This is a genomic window from Pseudoalteromonas sp. XMcav11-Q, from assembly GCF_040104525.1.
Lineage (GTDB): Bacteria > Pseudomonadota > Gammaproteobacteria > Enterobacterales > Alteromonadaceae > Pseudoalteromonas.
Genome location: NZ_JBECOX010000007.1, coordinates 227963 through 249843, shown reverse-complemented (window position 1 = coordinate 249843; position 21881 = coordinate 227963). Strand labels below are relative to the sequence as shown.

At 41.0% G+C, this 21881-nt stretch carries 16 protein-coding genes; 4 read left to right on the top strand and 12 right to left on the bottom strand.

What is annotated here, in order from left to right; all coding sequences use genetic code 11:
• Nucleotides 1-140: 140 nt before the first annotated feature.
• From ABMY45_RS13590 to ABMY45_RS13565, 6 genes are all read right to left on the bottom strand, one after another.
• A complete protein-coding gene (locus ABMY45_RS13590) occupies nt 141-1541 on the bottom strand; it encodes a hypothetical protein (protein ID WP_349289011.1) in 1401 nt (466 codons plus the stop codon).
• 40 nt (nt 1542-1581) lie between these two features.
• Nucleotides 1582-2100, bottom strand: a complete 519-nt coding sequence (locus ABMY45_RS13585; RefSeq protein ID WP_349289010.1) for a hypothetical protein — start codon at nt 2098-2100, stop codon at nt 1582-1584.
• A gap of 207 nt (nt 2101-2307) precedes the next feature.
• Nucleotides 2308-3087 carry a Fic family protein gene (locus ABMY45_RS13580; protein WP_349289009.1) on the bottom strand — a complete coding sequence of 260 codons (780 nt, stop codon included), beginning with the start codon at nt 3085-3087 and terminating at the stop codon, nt 2308-2310.
• A 459-nt stretch (nt 3088-3546) separates the two neighbouring features.
• Nucleotides 3547-4095 (bottom strand): methyl-accepting chemotaxis protein, encoded by a 549-nt coding sequence (locus tag ABMY45_RS13575; RefSeq protein WP_227386720.1) that lies wholly within the window; start codon nt 4093-4095, stop codon nt 3547-3549.
• A gap of 37 nt (nt 4096-4132) precedes the next feature.
• Entirely contained in the window at nt 4133-4999 is an 867-nt protein-coding gene (locus ABMY45_RS13570; protein WP_349289008.1) for a hypothetical protein, read from the bottom strand.
• 127 nt (nt 5000-5126) lie between these two features.
• Complete coding sequence (locus tag ABMY45_RS13565; protein WP_174170223.1) at nt 5127-6296, bottom strand: GGDEF domain-containing protein; 1170 nt, start codon at nt 6294-6296, stop codon at nt 5127-5129.
• Between the two features lie 252 nt (nt 6297-6548).
• Between ABMY45_RS13565 and ABMY45_RS13560 the strand changes: the two genes are divergently transcribed.
• Nucleotides 6549-7511 carry a helix-turn-helix domain-containing protein gene (locus ABMY45_RS13560; RefSeq protein WP_174170222.1) on the top strand — a complete coding sequence of 321 codons (963 nt, stop codon included), beginning with the start codon at nt 6549-6551 and terminating at the stop codon, nt 7509-7511.
• Between the two features lie 17 nt (nt 7512-7528).
• Here ABMY45_RS13560 and ABMY45_RS13555 read toward each other — a convergent pair whose 3' ends face one another.
• Nucleotides 7529-9412, bottom strand: a complete 1884-nt coding sequence (locus ABMY45_RS13555) for a methyl-accepting chemotaxis protein (protein ID WP_102057745.1) — start codon at nt 9410-9412, stop codon at nt 7529-7531.
• 84 nt (nt 9413-9496) lie between these two features.
• Here ABMY45_RS13555 and ABMY45_RS13550 point away from each other — a divergent pair, with 84 nt between their 5' ends.
• Nucleotides 9497-10657 carry a porin gene (locus ABMY45_RS13550; RefSeq protein ID WP_211867306.1) on the top strand — a complete coding sequence of 387 codons (1161 nt, stop codon included), beginning with the start codon at nt 9497-9499 and terminating at the stop codon, nt 10655-10657.
• Nucleotides 10658-10761: 104 nt separating this feature from the next.
• Nucleotides 10762-11403 (top strand): alpha/beta fold hydrolase, encoded by a 642-nt coding sequence (locus ABMY45_RS13545; protein ID WP_174170220.1) that lies wholly within the window; start codon nt 10762-10764, stop codon nt 11401-11403.
• On the opposite strand, the gene ABMY45_RS13540 is transcribed toward ABMY45_RS13545, so the two are convergent.
• A complete protein-coding gene (locus ABMY45_RS13540) occupies nt 11400-11609 on the bottom strand; it encodes a hypothetical protein (RefSeq protein WP_010376516.1) in 210 nt (69 codons plus the stop codon). The genes ABMY45_RS13545 and ABMY45_RS13540 overlap by 4 nt on opposite strands.
• A 403-nt stretch (nt 11610-12012) precedes the next feature.
• Between ABMY45_RS13540 and ABMY45_RS13535 the strand changes: the two genes are divergently transcribed.
• Nucleotides 12013-12486, top strand: coding sequence for a Dps family protein (locus ABMY45_RS13535; RefSeq protein WP_010376518.1), 474 nt, complete (start codon nt 12013-12015; stop codon nt 12484-12486).
• A gap of 252 nt (nt 12487-12738) precedes the next feature.
• Here the strand turns inward: ABMY45_RS13535 and ABMY45_RS13530 are convergent, their stop codons facing one another.
• The 4 genes from ABMY45_RS13530 to ABMY45_RS13515 form a co-directional block, all read right to left on the bottom strand.
• Nucleotides 12739-14796 (bottom strand): S9 family peptidase, encoded by a 2058-nt coding sequence (locus tag ABMY45_RS13530; RefSeq protein ID WP_174170219.1) that lies wholly within the window; start codon nt 14794-14796, stop codon nt 12739-12741.
• A gap of 130 nt (nt 14797-14926) precedes the next feature.
• Nucleotides 14927-18079, bottom strand: coding sequence for an efflux RND transporter permease subunit (locus tag ABMY45_RS13525; RefSeq protein WP_174170218.1), 3153 nt, complete (start codon nt 18077-18079; stop codon nt 14927-14929).
• Nucleotides 18080-18094: 15 nt separating this feature from the next.
• Entirely contained in the window at nt 18095-19261 is a 1167-nt protein-coding gene (locus ABMY45_RS13520; protein ID WP_095728788.1) for an efflux RND transporter periplasmic adaptor subunit, read from the bottom strand.
• A 243-nt stretch (nt 19262-19504) separates the two neighbouring features.
• On the bottom strand, nt 19505-21880 hold the full coding sequence (locus tag ABMY45_RS13515; RefSeq protein ID WP_349289007.1) for an ABC transporter permease: 2376 nt from the start codon (nt 21878-21880) through the stop codon (nt 19505-19507).
• Nucleotide 21881: the final 1 nt, after the last annotated feature.

Here is a 21881-nt window from a genome sequence, read left to right as displayed (position 1 = left end):
TAGGTCCACCATTAATAAGTACAAAAAAGATGACAATGAAAAGTACGTACCATTAAAGGCTAAATTGACAAATTCTAAAAGTGGCAAGCTAACGAAAATAAATAGAAAAGTTAATATATTGTTATGGTTAAATTTATCATTCATAAATTTATTTCTTTTTGAATCCTAACAACATAACTATAATTATTTTTAACGTAGTTCTTAATTTTTTCATACTTTTTATTCTGCATCGACTTTACCGAGTACCACTCCAAAATATTGATACCAAACTCAGACTTTGGAGCACCGAAAACGGTTACAGCCTTTTTAAATTCCTCTACATCAGTCTCACCTTGTAAATAATAGAAACTAAAATTCTTACCATAAAGATATAAACCACTTAGGGAATCTAATTTATTTTTTGACAAGCGAGAGATAAGCCATTTATTTTCTGACAAATAACCAGCAACTCTAGTTATGTTAAACAATTGTTTTTGCTCTTTCCAAGACCCATTTCTATGTAGAAAATAGAACTCATTAACACTTATCCCATTCCTTGAATAGTATGCATGCTCTTGATCATTAACATAACCATACAACTCTTCAGAAGGGACTCTCTTAAAATCATCTAAGAATACTGACGGCTTATCATCTATATTATCTATTGAAAAAAGATAACTTACATAATCTTGATAAATAGGCTGACCTTGAAATAACTTTAACGAACCATCTAAGTCAAGACCTTTTATTTTTTCTTTAAGCTCACCAAACCCTACTGCACCTATAAACTTTGCCTTTGTAAAGTCTACATCTTGATACCTACACCTATTATAAAAGTTATAATGTTTATAATTATCAAAAGCTAACTTGATCTTTTTCAATCTATCTTTTCGTTGCAATTCCTTTCTGTTAAAAACCTCGCCATAAACGCGCAAATCTATAAAATCAGAAATCACCAACCTTTCATTTATACTATAACCATCCAAGTTAACCATATCCCCTTGCAAGGAATTTGAACTGGCATCAAAATTTAATTCATCTTGCAACTTTTTTATTAATTCAAACCTCTTCTTCGACAACAAGTAATTGGTCAAAGAAAAACTTCTCCCTGAAATATATATTAACAACTCATGTTTATTACCATCATAGTATTTTTTCAATAAATCTATAAATTCTTCATCACCTTTATTCTCCAGCAAGATAGTAAGAGATGATTTTGAAACTCGATAACCTAAAGCAGCCAAGCTTTCTACATAATCATCACCAATATCATAAATCAAGGCTAATTCTAGAGTATTAAAGTCCCACCCAGTTACAATATTGTGGTGACTAGCTTCCCCTGATATTACCTTTACCACAGCATCAACAACTAAAGATTTTGTGATCTCAACTTCATCTGACTCAATATCAATATCGTTGAACCAATCCCTTTCGTAATAAACATAGGGCCTCTCAACATTTCCACCAAACCCATCAAAATAAAAGTAATTACAATTAGAAGAAAAGGAGAATGGTGAAAAAAATAAACCTATTAAAAAAATATTTTTTGATAAGTGATTCATTTTCTCGTTCCTAGATAGCCCCCAAAATAGGGGCCGTGAGTTAGCTTTTAAAATATTCGTGAATTATAGGCTTGCAAATTTGTAAATTATCGTGCCATTCATAACATGCAGATTCTTCTTGGGCCGAGTTATAATAGGACTTCCCAAAACCCTTTACTCCTCTAGCAAAAAGCGTCGCTGTTTTATTACATCTATAATTAAACTCTATATCTTTTTTTCCCTTCGCAGACTTTTCCCATTTTACTTTACATGTCGCAGCCATATCTGCGTGAAATTGATCGTCACAATTCTTTTGTCCTGAATCAAGAGTAGAGTAACACTTATCATGGCCGTTGCAGCTATCTCTAAAAACTCCATCCCAGCTATTAAGTATATCAATAGAACCTATTTCTGAGCTACAACCGTCGACTGATATTGTTGGTTTTAACAATGGATCACAAGAGTCTGGTTTTTGATCTGCATAATTACCACAGAGCCATATAACCTCAGCATCAAATGCTCTTGCTTCTTTTTCTCTTTGCTCAGAGCTAGAGTTATCGTACCCATAACGATCACCCAAAGTTTCAAATGTACGACTTAAATTACTAACAGAATGCCGAAATCGGCTCTTCGGAATAGCAACGCCATTTACTTGTATCCTCTCAATAGCATACGCACTTTTAAAGCCGGCTGATAGCGAGTTACTATTTGATAGTTCGTAAGCATCGATATCAACATTTAATAAAACAGCCCCCCATCAGACTAAAGATCAAACTCTTTTTTATATTCATTTCATTCCTTTTATTAACTTTTCATGTAACTTATTGTGGTAATTGAAAATATGCTTTGAAATTATAACGTTACCGACTCTTCCAAATATTGGTAAGACTTCAACAACACCTTTTTTCTTAAGGTTAATATAAAAATCATCTTTTACTCCCTCTACACTTTCTATAAAAACCCCTTTATCAACCAGAACATTAAATAAGTTATAAAACCTTTCTTCATCCGTCACCCTATAATCTCGCACCACATTAAAAACCAAGGATTCCTTTTCATTGTTAAAGTAATTGGTCAACTCCTTTCCCATTTCTAATAGTGTTCTTAACTCTGGAGAGTTAGCAAAACTCTCATAGGATGAAAGAGATTTAAAATATAGTTCGTTGTACATTTCTTCAGTTTTCTTTGAAAGATGAAGTCTAGGACAATATAAGCTATACTTTTCTTCGACTAAGCTTAGAAATAAAGAGCGAGCAGTCCTTCCATTCGCGTCAATAAATGGGTGTATAGCTACAACTCTAAAATATAAAAAAAGGTTACAAGTTAAATTATTTCCAACTCTTTCCTTGTTAAATGTTTTTATCGTATCGTTAATTAAACTTTTAATTTTACTGGGTGCAGGTGGTATATAAATTTTATCATTTTCACACCTACCAACCCATGACTTATGAGTCCTATAGCCTGGAAGCTCTAAACTGAGGCTTTTATTAATTAAATGAATATCACTTTCCTCAAGCTCCCTTTCCCTCAAACCAAAATCAATAGTTTTATAGAACTCCCCTCTCAATCTCAATATATTTTCAACTTTTATTTTTTAATGAATAACTATAATAATCATGTAAAACCAACTCCATTGGTAGTATATTTTTTAATTGTCTAACACAGAAACTCGAAGATACATATCTGTAAATAAAGTTCTTATAATTATGATCGATCTTGCGTAGACCTAGTTGCATTAAATACCACCATTTTGTAATTACTTTACTGCTAAAGGACCCATTACAGGTACATCATCATACTTTTAACATATGTCAATTATAATTTATTTTTTGAGTTATTACTCAAGTAACACTTGGATCTAGCTTTGCTCCCCCCCCCCCAAACAATTAACATTTAATTAACTTTACAATGTAATTAGAACAGAATACTGATGGATTGATAGGAAAAGACTTATAGTAGGAATACCAACGCCACAATTAAGTAATAATCCACTCAAAAGTTGAGTGGATTGTTCAAACTCAAGAACTCACAACGTAAACTTAGACAGCAGCGCTTCTTGTTCATGGGCGTTTTTAGCGAGTTCTTCGCTGGCGCTGTATTGTTTGTCGGAAAAGCTGCCGACTTCGATGCTAATATCGTTGATATGTATTGTATTTTTATTGATTTCTTCAATCACCACACTTTGCTCTTCTATGGCGGTTGCGATTTGAATATTGCGATCCATAAGCTCTTTTACTGCTTCTGAGATTTCTTCTAGCATATGTGTCGCTTGCTCGGTTTGTGACACACATTGCTGGGTTTTATCTCGGCTACTTCCCATAGGTTGCTGAACTTGAATGGACGAGGCTTGGATCTGGTCGATCATGGATTTAATTTCGGTGGTGGATTCCTGTGTTTTTGATGCTAGAGAGCGCACTTCATCGGCCACAACCGCAAAACCACGACCTTGCTCTCCGGCACGTGCGGCTTCAATTGCAGCGTTAAGTACCAGTAGATTGGTTTGTTCAGCAATGAAAACCGCTGGCTGGAACGACAAATTTAGGGCACAGGTGTTCTTTGGTTTATAAGTAATCAAAGTATGCTCCGCCCCTAGCGTTTATGTAACGATTGATTTAATCAGATAAACCGCTTTCCTGAGTTAGGTAATGAGAAAATTCCTTAAGTAGAGAATGAGTACTTTTTTCATAAGTACTTTGAAGCGCATCACTAAACTCAATTCCTGTTAATAATAACTGTATTAATTCGTTAAATTGTTTAGGGCTTAGGTCATAGATGAAATGCACAAATAACCCACCAACCCTGTACGACACCCGGTTAACCACCCCATTTTTTGTTACAGCATCACTTGCATCCTGTGATAAAAACCAATAATTCAACTCTTCCGACAAATAGGTATTTACCTCATTTTCATTCATTAGCTCGAAAATCTCTTTGCCTTTAGTATAATCTTGCCCTCCATTTGCAACAAACTCAGCGATCCCTTCTCTAAACCATAAAGGTACTTTTTCGATATGGGCCTTATCCCCAAGATGGGTGTAAAAAAGGTAGTGTGTTAACTCATGATTAAGTAACCTCCCAATCGAACTGCTATGAAATGCATTTGGCGATAAAAATAATTTACCCCAATATACTGCACCAACAACATTTTTGGATAAAAATACATATTCATTGAAAGAGTCTTGACTAGCACACACATAAACCGAGATTGGCTTTTTAAATTTAGCCTTGAGCACATGCTCTACTGCATACTGACTCTCACTCAAAACTCTACTTACACGAAATGCATTGTTTTCTGCTGAAGCTTCGTATCTGATACGTCTATCAATCTGGAGAGTTAAAAAATGATCCGTAGACTTATATTTAGCCCATATAGCTTTGATTAACACAGGCTGCATGAGCGTAATCAGGATGATGAAAATAGCACTTATCGATAGCAGAACAATAATATACTTCTTAAAGTTTTTTCCGTTAGATCTCATCACCTTTCAACTTAGCCTATTTAATTCAACGAGGAAATTTCTTTTACTTTGAGCAAAACACTGGTTCTCTATGCTACAGGAAACAATAAAAGAGTACGAATACCAACTGGCGGCAATACAAAAACTGCTAGGGGTTAGATAACTTATAGCCACACTTGCCAGAAGACTTAACGGCATACATTGCTTTATCAGCCTTCTCAATTAATGATTCGATGCAATTTCCCTGAGTGGGGAAAAAGCTAATACCGATACTCCCCCCAACTTTATACACCTGATGTTCAACTTCAATTTCTTGCGTGATACTGATGAGTAACTTTCTAGCGATAATCTCCGCTTGTTCTTTTGAGTCTAGCTGCGTTGCGATTACAATAAATTCATCACCTCCAATTCGAGCACATATGTCGGTACTTCGTGTACTGGCAATTAGTCTTGTTGCTATGCATCTGAGTACTTCATCACCAACCTTATGACCACTACTATCATTAATGGGCTTAAAGTTATCCAAATCAATGTAAAATACCGCGGTTAATTGATGTGGGCGATTGGCAAAAATGTTCGCCTGATTAAAAAAGTTAGTCAGATAACGCTTATTCTTAAGCCCAGTAAGTGCATCATGATAAGCAAGTTTCAGTGCATGCTTTTCAGCCTTGAGCAAGCGGCGTTGGAAAGTAATAAGTACTGATGCCAATAAAGCTAAATAGAGTACCAAGTTCACCATAGTACCTAGAATAAAACCATAGATTCTCCAGTCAGGGAAATAATAGATTATTGGGTAAGAAACCAACCAATGTATGGAGAGAATAAGGGCTGCAAGGGAGATAAACCGATACACACAGGTAAAATATGGCTTTTTCTTTCCAAAAAAAAGTATAAATATATAAAATAAAAAAGAAAAGTTAACCATTGCACAGAGGATCTTAAAGTACCAAGGAGATAAGTTTAAGATTGAAATTATAAACAGCGTACCAAGCACATAACTAAATAATTGAATAACTCTTCTTTTTACGCAATTCAATTTAAAGAATCGGCATACTCCAACTAATAGGATTGGCTTCTCAAAAAGGTTAAGTACAAGATAAAGGTTACTACTTAGCTCTGTTGAAATAACAAGTTCGCCTAGCAAAATACAAATTCGTGAAGCAATTGCAAACAAGATAGCGCTCGACCAAAACCCAGCTCCGGAAGGTGTTCTAGGCACGGTTCTGGTAGCAAGTAACAATACCAACAAAAATGAATATAGCGTCAACCCAACCGTATGCACCAAATGAAACATAACGACACCTACCTCTAGCTTCATTGATTAATCACCGCAGCAGTATTGAAATTGAAGCTGCTACCAAAATAGTAGGCCAAAGGTCTACACTCTATTTTTCTCTTTGATAAAAACAATAAGTCCTTTTATTTAAAAGTTTAGAATAAACAATGAATGAAGCAGGAACGAATAAGGACTAATTAACATCGAAAAAAGTCAACATCAATGTCCTAGAGTTCCCTTTACCATTAATATTGTGCTAACTATTAATATATCATCATAAGCTAAGTGGTCGTTATGAGTTGTGAATCTACTCTGATTAATCTTCATATTTTAGTTGTCGGTGGCTTTGTACCATATGATTTAGCCGTGACTTACCAAATGTTTTTTTTTGCAACAAAAGAACGCGAACAACCACGCTATAATATCCAATTTGTAGGTAACCAAGGGCAAGTTCAAAGCGATAGTTTTATCATTGAGAATGTACAACCTTTATCAGCTATCGGCGCTAATGACACATTAATTGTTCCAAGCTTATATACACCGACTGCCTATGATGATGAAAACGTTCTCCGTGCAATTCGCACCGCATATCAACAAGGTTCTCGCATCGTTTCTATCGGTAATGGCTCAGTACTTTTAGCAAAATCAGGTGTCTTAGATGGAAAACGGGCTACCTCGCATTGGGATGTTTTTTCAGAGTTTGAGCAACACCACACGGCGGTCGATATATTGCGTGACGTATTATACGTTGACGAGGGACAAGTTATCACATCGGCCGGCCTTTCTGCCGGACAAGACCTGTGTCTACACATCATTAAATGTGATTTTGGAGCAGCGCTTGCGAACAAAGTTGCGGAACGTTTTGTAATGCCTCTTGAGCGCAGTTTTTCACACCCTCAATTATATCGACCTGTATATAATGTCTTAAATGACATTCAGCGGGTACAATTATGGCTCTCACACAACTATCATAAACCGCTTACGCTCGCTGAAATAGCTGAGCACGCCTGTATGACAAGCCGAGCACTGACTAGAAACTTCAATAAATACGTTGGCCAATCACCCATGATGTGGCTTCGAGAATTGCGAGTGCAGCGGGCGCAAATCTTACTCGAAACAACCACTTTTAACATCAATGTGATATCTGAACTGAGTGGCTTTGGTACTGTTGTGAACTTTCGCATTGCATTCAAGCGTTATGCTGGCTGCTCGCCAACAGAATGGCGCTGTCGCTATAACAACAGCCATGTGTTGTGACCCGTTATATTTCAAGCTCACAACGTAAACTTAGACAGTAGCGCTTCTTGTTCATGGGCGTTTTTAGCGAGTTCTTCGCTGGCGCTGTATTGTTTGTCAGAAAAGCTGCCGACTTCGACACTAATATCGTTGATATGTATTGTATTTTTATTGATTTCTTCAATCACCACACTTTGCTCTTCTATGGCTGTTGCGATTTGAATATTGCGATCCATAAGCTCTTTTACTGCCTCTGAGATTTCTTCTAGCATATGTGTCGCTTGCTCGGTTTGTGACACACATTGCTGGGTTTTATCTCTGCTACTTCCCATAGATTGCTGAACTTGAATGGACGAAGCTTGGATCTGGTCGATCATGGATTTAATTTCGGTGGTGGATTCCTGTGTTTTTGATGCTAGAGAACGCACTTCATCGGCCACAACCGCAAAACCACGACCTTGCTCTCCGGCACGTGCGGCTTCAATTGCAGCATTAAGTGCCAGTAGATTGGTTTGTTCAGCAATGCCATTGATGACCGAAAGAATATTCTCAATATTTTGGCTGTATTCTGCAAGTTGCGTACTCAACTCGTACGATGCAGTAATATCGTCAGCCAAAGCATTAATTTGGCTTCGCGCTTTAAAGAATATTTCTTGCCCTTCGGAGGTCTTTTCATTTACAGAGGTGATAGAGCTTGCGGCTTGCTGCGCGTTACCTGCGATTTCGGTCGAGGTAGTACTCATTTCATTCATCGCGGTAGCGAGGTTTTCAATTAGGCTAACTTGTTGATCAAGTTTCTGTGAAGAATGCGTCGACAGCTCTTTGGCGGCATCACTGCTTATCACCACGTCGTCTGCACGTTCTTTTACATTACTTACTAACCCATGCAAAAAGCCCAAGAACAAATTAAATTGTCGCGCTACCGTGCCGCACTCGTCTTCGTTAACAATTTTTAAGCGCTGAGTTAAGTCACCGCCCCCACTTGCCATGCCGGTGATTGCAGATTCCAAATCCCGTAATGGTTGGAGTAAGTGAATTGCTAACGTCCGTACGCAGAATACTCCAATAGCCACGGCTAAAATAGCAATGATCAGGGAGTTTATTGTAATTTCAGTCAGTGTTTTGTAGGCTTTTGATTTATCGATTAATACCGCCAAATACCAGTCCGTACCAAAGGTGTTATCAAGCGAATGTAAGTAAAACAACCTTTTGCCTTCTTTGGTATCCACTTCTTGCAACTTATCTACGCTATCTAAGCGTAAAGCTGGATATACCTGTTGCAATTTTTTGCCGTTAAATTCGGCATGTTGATGAGAAATTACATTACCAGACTTGTCGACCAAAAAGGCATAGCCCGTGTTATCAAAGTTAACCTGATTGACACTATTAGCGATGGTTTTTAGGCTTAAATCTCCCCCAATTACCCCTTTAAAATTACCGTTCACTACAATGGGAGATACCACCGACAGCAATAATTCACCTGTCGCCGCGTCCGTATATGGACTGGTATAAACGGTTTTATTTTGGTTTTTACCAAGCTGATACCAAGCTCGCTCTCTAAAATCGACGCCCGGAGGATTTTTGCGAGCGGGGTTGTTCGACCTGAGCCCTTCCTCATTAGCCAAAGTACCAAAAGCCAGCAGAAACTCCTTTTTAAACACTGGTGTATTCAGTGCTTGTTGAAAGTTATCATCGCTAAAGTTTTGCTCTAACTGACTTTTTATCACATTAATTTGCGTTGCTTTACCAGCCAGCCAATTCTCTATGCTCACAGCCAGCAATTGCGTGCTATCTGTTACATAGGCATGGGTTTTGGTTTTCACCGAATCGCTAACAAACCAGTAAGTAGAAAGCGTCGTCGTCGTGATGATCAATAAGATCACTATGGCAGAAGTCACAGAGAACTTAGTGCGGATCTTCATATTCAACAGCCTGAATAAAAAGTGCTCGAATATCAAAAGTGTTGTCTATAATTCGATTATTGGCAACTGAGCGATGTAAAAACCATGAATTTTACTTTGAGCAATTCAACCGCACTGATTGGCCTAGCCTGTTTACTGACTTCTTCAGCAACTTTGGCAACCGATCGACCTGTCACCATGGCCGACATTGAAAATCTTGAGCGGCAATTAGCTGAGCTTAAAGCTCGGTTTATGACGCAAAATAGCGAACTAAAGGCCGCAGCTCCAATGGCAAAATCAACACCACAAAGTGACCCGGTAAAACCACCTAGCGAGCCCTCAACCACGCTCAAAACCTATGCCACAATACGCCCGACATTTGGCGTAATCAATCAAGATGACGCAAGTAACTGGGATGTTCGTGACGCCTTATCCCACGCAGGGATTAAAGTAACTCATGAATTTATGCCGGGCTGGCAGGCCGAACTTCATGGTGAATGGGGCATCGATCTCGCCAATGAAGGAAATTTTGGCAAGTCACGCCGTGCTTATACTGCGCTAGGTACACCGTATGGTCGATTTGGCATTGGCAAACAAAGGCCTGCACAGTATCTGTTTATTGCCGAATACGTTGATATTTTTAATCACGCCAGCAGCCCATTTGCTTACGATCCAGAGAGTATTTTTTTCGTTGATAATTTAGTCACTTACCGCTACGAATTGGGGCCAATGACGTTTATCGCCGCAGGCCAATTTAATGGTGATAAGGGCGATAATCAAACGGATTTATTCAACACTGGGTTAAGTTACGATAACGCAGGTTTACACGCAGCGATTACTTATCAACAAAACGATGTGTACGATAACGAGCAACATATTGGCGAAAACCAACTTTGGTCTGGTGCGCTGGCTTACCAATTTACCTCCCGCTTTTACGCTGCTATGGCATATCAGGACAAAGACTATCAACGCGTGGAAGCTCTTGATTCTCGACAAGGCCACACCTTTGATCTTTCGTTGGCCTATCAACTCGCAAAACACTATAAACTCAAAACCGGATATTTTGATTTTGATGACGGTTACGGCAGTCATGATCCGCTTAATCAAAGCTTCGATGGCTACAATGTTACACTTGAGTGGCTACCAACACCGCCCCTCAGAGTGCACTTGGAGTATTTGAACAAGTCCTTCGACAACCAAATCGATATGGACTCCATCTCCATTGGCTTTAGGTACGATTACAAGCAAGAGTGGCAATTTGATTAGTTAGAATAATAATTTCTAATTTGGATTGATTTATACATCAAGTATTCAAGTGGGGGTGGTACACTCGCGCAAGGCTTAGAAGTATTCAAGTTTAAAGAGGCGGTATGAACCACGCTCCTATTTCACTCAATATTACCGCGAGCGCCAAAATCGAGAGCATTGTGGTGCTACACGGCTTGTACATGTCTGGTTTTGTGATGCGGCCGCTTAGCGCTCGCTTAGGTAAATCGGGCTACCGTATTCTCAATTTAAGCTATAACACATTAACGCCAGATATTGATGAGATCTGCGCCGCTATTGATACTTTTGTTGGCGACTGTCCCGCCGCCCTCGTTTGCCACTCCATGGGGGGCTTAGTTGCAAGAGCATATTTAGAACGAGGTTCTGCCGCGAGCAAGCAAGTAAAAAAAGTGGTGACCTTGGGGACACCACATAAAGGTAGTGCCATTGCCAAGCATATGCACGACAAAGGACTGGAGCTACTGTTAAAAAACAGTGTGGAGTTTTTATTATCTAACAATCAAGATTGGCCTTTCGACGCCAAGCTTTACAGTATTGCCGGTGACTTACCCATTGGACTAATGCCACTGCTACAAAAAGGTAGCCAGTCAGATGGCACTGTGCTGTTAGAAGAAACCAAGCTCAGTGGCATGGCCGAGCACAAAGTATTTCATCTCAGCCATACCAGCTTAATATATTCCCGTGCGGTAATGGACTATATCTGCGAGCTGTTAGGGAGGCCTTAGTGCTCTGCGCTTGCAGCTACTTTGTAAGCAATCACTGCGATCAAGCCAACTAATAACGGTACTGGCGCTGCAATATAGCCAAAGGTATCTGAGTTTGCGATGCTTGCGCCAGCTAAGTGACCTACGAGCCCAACAACAAAAGCCACTAAAGCGATAACAACGACGACGAGTTCCATTTTATGTTCTGATTTTGTTTTGCCTTTCATACTCATTTCCTCAAGTAGTAGACACCGCGTTTTTTGTGTCTTGATGAAATGATTATGCGCTTATGATGCGGCGATATTTTGACCTAAATCAAGTTTAAAACCGCCAAAATACGAACGAGATTAAACACTTGTCTTAGATCAAAAACTACGCGCTCTGGTAAGGCTTTGGGAAAAGTTGGCAAGCTTTATTCCCGCCAAGTATTCATGTCACCTTGTTATTGTTGAGCGCTTTTTGGGGTTTCATCTTGTTTTTTACCACGCTCATCCCAACGTCATATTGTATTAATATTTAATATGTTTTTATTTTATTAATTGATTTTTCCGATTAAACACTTTGATTTTAATCATTGGGCAATCACCTAAGGTTGCGCCATACTGACTGTGAATCAACAAGGAGCATCGCATGACAAACATTAATTCTATCGGTTTAGACAAAGCAAAGAGCCAAGCGCTAGTAACGTCACTTAATACGCTACTAAGCAGCTACCAAATTCAATATATGAATGCCCGTGGTTTTCACTGGAATATCAAAGGTCGTGAGTTTTTTGAACTACACCTAAAATTTGAAGAAATTTATACGCTATTACTTGAGAAAGTCGATGAAATCGCAGAGCGTATTTTGACAATTGAAGGCAACCCATTGCATGCGTTTTCTGATTATTTGGAAACCAGCAAAATTCAAGAAGCAAAAGGGATCAGCAATGGTACGCAAGCACTAGAAACCCTGCTTGATGGCTACACAACGCTTATTTCTATGCAGCGTGAGATTCTAGCGCAGGCGGGCGAAGCCGAAGATGAAGGGACAGCTGCGCTAATGAGCGACTACATCAAAGAGCAAGAGAAGCTGGTGTGGATGCTTAAAGCATATTTAAACTAAGATTAAGGCTAGGGTGTACAAGTCGAGCTAAAAGCTACGACCTACAAGCGAGCCAGCTCCTACCTTGATTCTCCTCTGGTAGGAGCGAGTTTACCTCGCGATCTTTTATCTCGCTGTTGTCGAGTTAGAGCTAGGGTGTACAAGTCGAGCTAAAGCTACGACTTACAAGCAGAGCCAGCTCCTACCTAGGTTTTCCTCTGGTAGGAGCGAGTTTACCTCGCGATCTTTTATCTCGCTGTTGTCGAGTTAGAACTACGACCTACCATTCAATAAGCTGATAAAGAATGCCATTTCTAGCGCTCTTTCATGTAAGCTTTTAAATCGGCCTGAGGCACCACCGTGACCCGCTTCCAAGTCGGTTTTAAAGATCAGCACATTATCATCCGTTTTATATTCTCTAAGCTTAGCAACCCACTTCATTGGCTCCCAATACTGCACTTGCGAGTCGTGCAGACCTGTGGTGACTAGAATATTTGGATAGGCTTTGGCTTCAATATTGTCATACGGCGAATACGCTAAAATATTCTGGTAGTCCGCTTCATTATTCGGATTACCCCATTCATCATACTCGTTTGTGGTCAATGGGATTGACTCATCCAACATGGTAGTTAACACATCCAAGAAAGGCACATGGCAGCCTAACCCTAAATACAGCTCTGGAGCTTGGTTTGCAATTGCACCCATTAACAGGCCGCCTGCACTTCCGCCTGATGCAAACACTTTGTCTTTATGGCCGTAGCCCTGCTCAACCAAGGCCTTGGTAACATCAATAAAGTCGTTAAAGGTATTTTGCTTATGCGCTTTTTTGCCTTGCTCATACCATTCACGACCAAGCATCTCAGAACCTCGAATATGCGCAATCGCGTATACAAACCCTCTATCTAACAGGCTTAGAATTTGACTAGAGAAGTTAGGGTCGATAGTAATACCATAAGAACCATAGCCATACTGCAATAGTGGATTGCTACCGTCTTGATTAAACTTATCTTTTCGATACACCAAAGACACAGGGACTTTAACACCATCTCTTGCGGTTATATGCAAACGTTCAGAGTGATAATATTCAGGTTTAAAATCACCTAACACTTGCTGTTGCTTTTTCAGCGTCTTCTTACCAGTGGTTAAATCACAATCGTACACTGAGCTGGGAGTTGTCATACTCGAGTAGTGGATACGAATATTACTTGAACTTGGCTCAGGGTTATTTCCTACCGTAGCAAAATAACAAGCATCATCAAATCCAAGGTGATAGCTCTGCCCTTGATAATCATGGACAACAAAACGGATCTGCCCTTGTTCACGCTCAGTCAGCACAAAGTGACTATGGAACAGCTCCAAACCTTCTAATAGTACATGGTCACGATGGGCAACCAACTCTTCCCATTGCTCGACATCACCAACGGTTGCCGCTGTTGCACGCATTAAACGGAAGTTTTTAGCGTTCTTATTACTAAGGATGTAAAAGAACTCTCCCATTTTTTCAAGACCATATTCATGGCCAATTTCTCTTGGAATAAGAGTGCTAAACTCACCGCAAGGATCGTTTGCATCCAGTATTAACTGATCGCTCGTTTCCGTTGCTGCGAGATAGATATAAATAGCGCTTTCGTCACGACTTTTACCCAATCCCATATAAAATTGGCGATCTTGCTCTTCAAACACCAAAATATCATCGCTTTGTGGCGTTCCCAACACATGGCGATACACTTGGAAGCCGAGCAACGTTTGTTCGTCTTTTTTGACATAAAATACGGTTTTATTGTCGTTCGCCCAAATTACCTGACCTTCCGTGTTATACAGCACGTCTTGTAGTAGCGTATTGGTGTTTAAATCAAGAAACTTGATGGTATAAATTCGACGCCCGTCGGTATCTTCACTATAGGCAAGCAGTTGCTCGTCTGGGCTTACAGTAATATCACCGATGTCATAAAACTCGTTGCCAGCGGCTAACTGATTAATGTCTAACAGCAGTTTTTTATCCGACAAATCTTCTTGTGATGCACGATAATACTTAGCATATTCCTCATCACCACTCACTTCACTCACATACCAATAGTTGCCATCTTTTGCGGGCACTGAGCTATCGTCTTTTACGATACGACCTTTCATTTCTTCAAACAGCTGGGTTTGCAGTGCTTGGTGAGGCGCCATTTGCGCTTCACAGTAATCATTCTCTGCTTTGAGGTGTGCCAACACATCAGCATTTTTACGCTCGTCATCACGCATCCAGTAGTAGTTGTCGATACGCTCATGATTATGGTGCAGCAAGGATTTCGGCTGCTTTTTGGCTAGCGGTTTAGTTTTTTCCATCACCAAGTTGTCATCCTAAATTCGTTATTTTTCGCCAGTGTATCATGATTCAAGAGCCATACCAGCGCGCAAAGAAAAAGGCCGAGCATCACTGCGCGGCCTTTATATTATTGAGTGGAAACGAGAGTTTCTAAGCTTCTGCTTTCTCTAGTTGGTTATCGTCAGATTTAGGCTTGCGTCTGATCTTCGCTTTTAAGCGTGAACCCGCACCCTGCACATCCGTTAAGATGATATATAAGGCCGGCACTAACACAAGCGTGATAAGCGTTGCGAATAGCACTGCAAAGCCAAGTGATACCGCCATCGGAATAACAAACCTTGCTTGTAGACTGGTTTCAAAGATGATTGGCATGACACCGGCAAACGTCGTGATAGAGGTTAGCGTGATTGCCCTAAAGCGTGCACAACCCGCTTCAATAACAGCCTCTTTAAGCTTAACGCCCTCAGCACGTGCTTGGTTGATATAGTCCGTCATTACCAAGGAGTCGTTGATCACAACCCCAGCAGCGGCTACCAATCCAAACATAGACATAGTACTCATATCTAAGCCAAACACTAAGTGACCCCATAGCGCGCCAACTAAGCTAAACGGGATTACCGACATCACGATAAGCGGTTGTGCATAGCTCTTAAGCGGTACAGCCAATAGGATATAAACCATCAACATACCAGCGGCAAAGAATAAGATCTGCTCACTGGTTTGAGCTTGACGCTCTTCCACGCTACCACCTAGCTTAGTTTTTACGCCTGGGAACTGTTTTAGTAGCTCTGGTAAGATATTTTCTTCGATATTCTTAACCACGGCATCTGGCTCAATCAGCTCTTCATCGATGCTACCGTATACATATACCGTTCTAAAGCCATCTTCACGACGAATATAATTGATACCCGGCTTCTCAGTAAACTCTACAACATCGCCTAGCATCACTTCTTTGCCTTTTGGCGTTGTGATGATAGTACGCTTAAGTGAAGCCAAAGCTTTACGATCAAGTTCAGGATAACGCACCATCACTTTGATCTCTTCGCCATCACGAATAACACGCTGTGCTTCGCCACCGTAGAAGCTATTACCAACCTGAATCGCAACATCGGCAAGTTGCAAGCCAAGCTCATAAGCCACTGGCTTAAGCGCGATCTGCATTTCTTTACTCGCAGGGTCAATACTCGAGCTAATATCAAATAACCCGGGTTGCTGCTGCAACATTGAAATAAGCTGTCTGCCCGCTGCATTGAGAGTCTCGATATCAGAACCTAGCAAGCGATAGCCAAATTCACCCTCACCACCACTTTGATCGCCAACACTGTCATACACAATAATTGACTTCACTGCGGTGATCTCTGGCATTGCCTCGCGCCAACGGCGTGCAAGTTCAAAAGCCGTAAATGGTCTTAGCTCTTCGTCAACTAACGTCGATAACACTGAGCCCTTAGCGCGGCTTTGGTTCCAAGAATATACATCCTTAACCATACCTTGACCGAACTCTTGGGCAATCTCTTTATCGACATTACGCACCATTAACTCAATAGACTGCATTGCCGCAATGGTTTGCTCGTCCGAGACATTGTCGTTCATGGTAATTTCGATCTTTGGATAATCCTCTGGCACTTTCGGGAATGGAATAAAGCGCACTAAATTCGAAGTCACTAAGCTAAAGCTAAATACCAGCATCGCCACAAAAGTTAATAATACGGTCCAGCGCCAATCAACACAGCGCTGAATAAAGCGTCTGTATGGTCCGTTTACAAATGCGAAGAACTTCTTGTTAAATGCAGCACGACGACTGTTTGGACGCAGTGGTTTAATCTTAGTATGAGCAATGTGCGCTGGCAAAATCCATTTGGATTCAATCAAACTGAATACCAAGCACAGAATAATAACGCCCGAGATTGACTTAAAGAATGCACTTTCAGGACCAGATGAGAACAACATAGGTGCAAACACAGCAATGGTTGTTAATACGCCGAAGGTTGCTGGTGTTGCAACACGCTTAGCACCAATCACCACATTCTTAACGCTGTGGCCTTTGCGTTCAATTTCGGAGTAGGCGGACTCCCCTATGACAATGGCGTCATCCACCACGATCCCAAGTACCATAATAAAGGCAAATAGCGATACGATATTAATACTGATCCCAAGAGCTGGCATAAATAGGAATGCACCAAGGAAACACACCGGCAAGCCAATCATTACCCAGAGCGCTAATTTGAAGCGTAGGAAAATAGTCAGCATAATTGCGACGAGTAACGCACCCTGTAACATATTGCTCTTCATCATCTCGAGTCGAGCGTTCAGGTAGTACGTCATATCAACGATTGGTTCTAATCTTAAGCCTGCGGGTAACTTAGCATTTTTCTCTTCGATATATTTATGTACCGCTTTCGCGATTGGGATCATATTTTGGTCTTTGGTCGCTTTAACCGACAGAAATACCGCATTTTCACCATTCAAACGGAAGTAATATTCACCTTCAGTTAGCCCGTCTTTAATTTCTGCGATGTCTTGAAGATAAATTTTGGCGCCGTTATCACCGACCTTAACAGGGATGTTTCTAAACTCATTACCGCGGTACATTTGGTTTTCAACACGCACTGCAATGATGCCTGATTCAGTTCTGATTTGACCTGCTGAAATGTTGGTTGAATAACGTCTAATTGCGCTACTTACATCACTAATCGTTAGGTTGTAACGGCGCAGAGCATCTGGATCAACTTCAATACCAATCTCATAGTTTGGGGTTGAACGGTCAACCAATGAAATCGTTGGAATTTCGAGTAATTCATCTTCGATCTCTTTGGCGATTGGCTTGAGTGCATTCAACGGTAGATTACCAGCCAGTGCGACGTTCACCACGTCTTGACGAAATTCTATAAGCTGAACCTGCACGGGCTCCATGGATGCTGGGAAGGTCGCGATACTATTCACACGCGAGCGAATTTTATCTTCTACTTCCGTTAAGTCTTCATCTTTATAGATTTCAAGTTGCGCACTACCGCTGCCTCTAGCGGCACGGTAAACCCCTTTTTTGATTTCTGTAACGTCTTTTAATGCTTCTTCAATTTTGATCAAAATCCCCTCTTCAATTTCTTGAGGAGACGCGCCAGGATACACAGCTGACACCGTCACATAATTGATTTCAAAGTTTGGAAACATTTGTCTTTGGATAGTCATATAACTGATAAAACCCATTATCAGTATGAAGACCATCAACAAGTTCGCCGCTACCGTATTATTCGCAAAATAAGCGATAATACCGCGCTGCGATGTTTTTTCTATATCACTCATGGTCGCTCCTTGCTGTTACAGCTTTTCCGGCTGACTACTAGGCTTTGATGAGGAGTCCGTGCCAGCAACTTTAACTTCCATGCCTTTTTGTGGATATTCAGGTGGTGTCATGACCACTTTATCGCGACTTGTGATGCCATCGCCGATTAAGAAGAACTCACCCTCTTCGCGGATAACTTGCACTTTTCGTGGCTCAAGCTGGTTATCTTGATTAAGTAACCAAACCGACTGATTATTCACGATATCTTGTGGTAGACGATAGATTTGTTTTAACGTTTTACCCGCAAAGCTAACTTGTACATACGTGCCGTATTTTATCGCTGGCTGGCGCGTTGTGAGACCATACGGGTCATTGATACGTACCACCAGGTTGTTCATACGCGTTTGTTGGTCAACAGTACCTAAATCTCTATCAATTACCGCTTCTCGAGTGAAGGCATTCACACCACGCTGATAAACCGTAGCGGCAAGCCCTGACACTCGCTCAGGTAAAAACACAGAATCAAAACCCGCGATAGGAATAATCACTTCCGCCGTTTCGATGTTATTGACAGTACCAACTGAACTCCCCATAGAAACGAACTGGCCAAGACCAACGTCTTTTTTCACCACTAGTGCGTTATAAGGCGCGATAACTTCGCAGTTTTCTAGGTCTCGCTTTGCACGCTGCAGTGCAGCTTTTGCCGATTTTACTGAGGCTTTGGCACTCATGACCTGCGGTTTACGTAAAAATAGGTCGGTATGCTTTTTATTTGGAAATCTTCTTGCTTCATCAGCAGCTACATCAGCTTGTGCTTGCTCTTCGATAAGCTGCGCCTGAGCTCTGGCAAGTTCTGCTTCTGCTTGTAGTAACGCGGCTTCGTAGTTATCTTGCTCAATACGCAGTAACACTTCGCCTTTTTGTACCACACCGCCTTCAACAAAGTTAGGGTGCCAGTATTCAACTTCGCCCGATACTTGAATAGAAAGTTGTGTACTTTCTAGCGGTTTTACTTCGCCATAGCTTTGGATCACAACTTGGTGATCTTGCGCAGCGAGAGTTTCAACTTCAACAACAGGACGAGAATCGACTTCTTGCTTCTCAGGTTCACTCTTAGCAACGGCATTGACGAACATAAATCCGACAACACCCACTATAAGCACGGTAAAGGGTAGAATCCATTTTAAAGTTTTAGCTTGCATGACAGTACCTATTGATAATTTCCTGACCGTATAGTACCAAGTTTAGCGCGTTCTCGGATGTGACATTTGTAAGAATCTGTTACACCTTTAGAACAACTTTTTATAACTATCGAAAAACAGCAAAAATTATAAAGTTATTTCAAACAATTAAGTACCAAAACCATTGATTTGAAAAGACCTTTTTAAGTACGATTTTTGTGATTTATATAACAGTTTTTTCGGCTTTTTGTCACATTTTTCACCCTAGATCTGCTTAGTGACATGATGAAGCTCAAGCACTAGAACTATACTGCCTACCAATACGATAGCGAACAACAGATAGATCCCAAGCAGTGGACTCAAAATACCAAACGTACTCGCCACGACTAAAGACAAGAAAACTGCAATAACAACTGCGACTAACACGAGAGAAGCCCGACTCCAACACTGCTCAATAAGAACATCACGTACCTTAGCACCGACTAAACGCTTGATATAGAAGACTGGCGTACTCAATATGGCGAGGTAGCCGAGCAAACCATACATACCTGCCACTACCTGTATTAACATCATCAGTGCGATCACCAACCCAGCTAAAAAGCTCAGCATGGCTGTTTTATTGAGTTGCTGCATCCGCGATTTGATATCGACGAGCTTTAAAATAGATTGGCTTGGGTTTTGTTGTTTGTACAAGGCGGTAACCGTATGCAAGTCTAATTTCTCTCCTGCTTTGGCTCGCACCAGAATATTTCCACTAATAAAATTAAAAGGTAGATAAGCTAAGGCTTGTGCTTGAGACGTATGGCTAAAGGTATTTTCGACAATACCCACAAGGGTAATGGGGCGCTGATTTCTGTCGTAGATGGTCATGCCGATATCTGCTGCTGTTACGCCAAGGCGCTGTGCTAAAAGCTGATTGAGCACCACTTTTTTCCCTGAACTATTGATAGCTAGGTCATCCTCAGAGAATCCGCCACCAGCAATAAACCTTAGGCCTGAGGTGATAAAGTAATTTGGCCCGCTGAGCTGTAAATAAGCGACGACTGAGTCGCTGCCATCATCAACTAAGCTTAGCGGCTCCAGAAATACAAATTCGTGGGGTAATACGCCAGCCAGAGCAGCACTCTCGACGCTTGGGTGCTGTCTAAGCGCCGACAAGTTTATCATCGCTTGATTATATCTTGCTTGAATAGCATCTGAACTGCGGTCGTAGTTACTTTGCTGTAACTCAACAAAATAAAGGTTATTTGAGTTAAAACCACTTGAGGTATTTAGCTGCCCGCCAAAGTAGCTCAATAGCCAAAACGCAAAGCTCATTGTGACTATGCCCACACCGATTTGCAATCCGAGTAAGGCTTGACTCATTGACTTAGGCAATTGTTTGACCTGCCCCTTCCCTGAGCCACTTAGTTGACTACGAATATCCTTAAATGACACCTGAGACATTGCCAGTTTTACAAACACCAGTGCACAGAGTTGAGCAAAAGCACCTACCAATAAAAAGCTCCACCAAGGTAGTTTGAGCCAAACTGCATGGGCTAGGGTCTCCTTCGACCAAAACTGCATTAGCCAAACGCCAGCATTCGCTATCCCTATCGCAAGCGATGACGCAAACAAAAAAATCAAGGCAATATAACGCCACTGTTCGAGTTGTAGATTGCCGCGCTTAGCACCGAGTACAATCGCCAGTGCCAGCTGGTTTTGTTTGGCTTTAAAGTCTAGCAAGTAAAGCGAAAATGCATTCACTAAGGTGATGACAAGCAGCCCAACGCCTGCAAATGCTAACCATTGCGTCGTTGTTCTTAGCTGCCCTTTTAATTTATCAGCAAGTGGTGACAACGAAAATCTGAGCGTCGCACGACCAGATATCCCTTGTTCTAATTGAGCTTGCTCAAATGCAGTTTGAAACTGCGCCTGCAAAAGCGTTAATTGCAGCTGCGCATTTTCGTGTTTTATGCGACCCACAAGAAATAAGTCGCTTCTTACCGCCAAATGATCCATACCCGTAATACGTTCACCCATCATCTGCGCAAATGGTAAGAATACCTCACTCATCCGGTTCGATTGATATAACTGCGGTTCAGATTCATCGCACGCGACCACTCCCACCACGATATAACGACGATCATCAAGTTGAATGCTCTGCTCTATAATATTTTCATCAGGAAAATATTGCTGCACAAAGCACTCTGTCACAACGACTTCGTTAGGTGCTGTACCAAGCTCATTACTTTGGGAAAACCACCTCCCTTCTTTTAAAGCAATATTAAAGAGCGAAAAGAAATCATCACCGACGTAAGTTGTCTCAATCCTTGGCTCAACCACTGAACCACGTAGTAAGCTGTGGCTATACAATACTGCGGAGGCTTTATCAAACAATTGCTTGTCTTGAGCAAGCTGCCACGCAACAGGCGTAGAGATAGCATTTTCCATGATCGTCTTGTCATGTTCATCTAACATATTCCCTTGCAGCCAAACGAGTTTATCGCTTTGCGGATAAGGTAGCGACTGATAAGCTTGCCATGATAAGCCAATACTCATCATCATAGCGGCGAAAGCGCCGCTCAATAACACGACTAACATCAGACTTAGCCTAAGCCTATACCTCAATCGCCTCAATAGCTTATGCCATAATGTCATG

What these genes read in the sequence shown, in the direction of transcription:
- ABMY45_RS13570 (WP_349289008.1), bottom strand. Translation starts at nt 4,999, where the DNA reads ATGAGATCTAACGGAAAAAACTTTAAGAAGTATATTATTGTTCTGCTA.
- ABMY45_RS13530 (WP_174170219.1), bottom strand. Translation starts at nt 14,796, where the DNA reads ATGGAAAAAACTAAACCGCTAGCCAAAAAGCAGCCGAAATCCTTGCTG.
- ABMY45_RS13515 (WP_349289007.1), bottom strand. Translation starts at nt 21,880, where the DNA reads ATGACATTATGGCATAAGCTATTGAGGCGATTGAGGTATAGGCTTAGG.
- ABMY45_RS13525 (WP_174170218.1), bottom strand. Translation starts at nt 18,079, where the DNA reads ATGAGTGATATAGAAAAAACATCGCAGCGCGGTATTATCGCTTATTTT.
- ABMY45_RS13535 (WP_010376518.1), top strand. Translation starts at nt 12,013, where the DNA reads ATGACAAACATTAATTCTATCGGTTTAGACAAAGCAAAGAGCCAAGCG.
- ABMY45_RS13550 (WP_211867306.1), top strand. Translation starts at nt 9,497, where the DNA reads ATGAATTTTACTTTGAGCAATTCAACCGCACTGATTGGCCTAGCCTGT.
- ABMY45_RS13565 (WP_174170223.1), bottom strand. Translation starts at nt 6,296, where the DNA reads ATGAAGCTAGAGGTAGGTGTCGTTATGTTTCATTTGGTGCATACGGTT.
- ABMY45_RS13555 (WP_102057745.1), bottom strand. Translation starts at nt 9,412, where the DNA reads ATGAAGATCCGCACTAAGTTCTCTGTGACTTCTGCCATAGTGATCTTA.
- ABMY45_RS13560 (WP_174170222.1), top strand. Translation starts at nt 6,549, where the DNA reads ATGAGTTGTGAATCTACTCTGATTAATCTTCATATTTTAGTTGTCGGT.
- ABMY45_RS13540 (WP_010376516.1), bottom strand. Translation starts at nt 11,609, where the DNA reads ATGAAAGGCAAAACAAAATCAGAACATAAAATGGAACTCGTCGTCGTT.
- ABMY45_RS13590 (WP_349289011.1), bottom strand. Translation starts at nt 1,541, where the DNA reads ATGAATCACTTATCAAAAAATATTTTTTTAATAGGTTTATTTTTTTCA.
- ABMY45_RS13520 (WP_095728788.1), bottom strand. Translation starts at nt 19,261, where the DNA reads ATGCAAGCTAAAACTTTAAAATGGATTCTACCCTTTACCGTGCTTATA.
- ABMY45_RS13545 (WP_174170220.1), top strand. Translation starts at nt 10,762, where the DNA reads ATGAACCACGCTCCTATTTCACTCAATATTACCGCGAGCGCCAAAATC.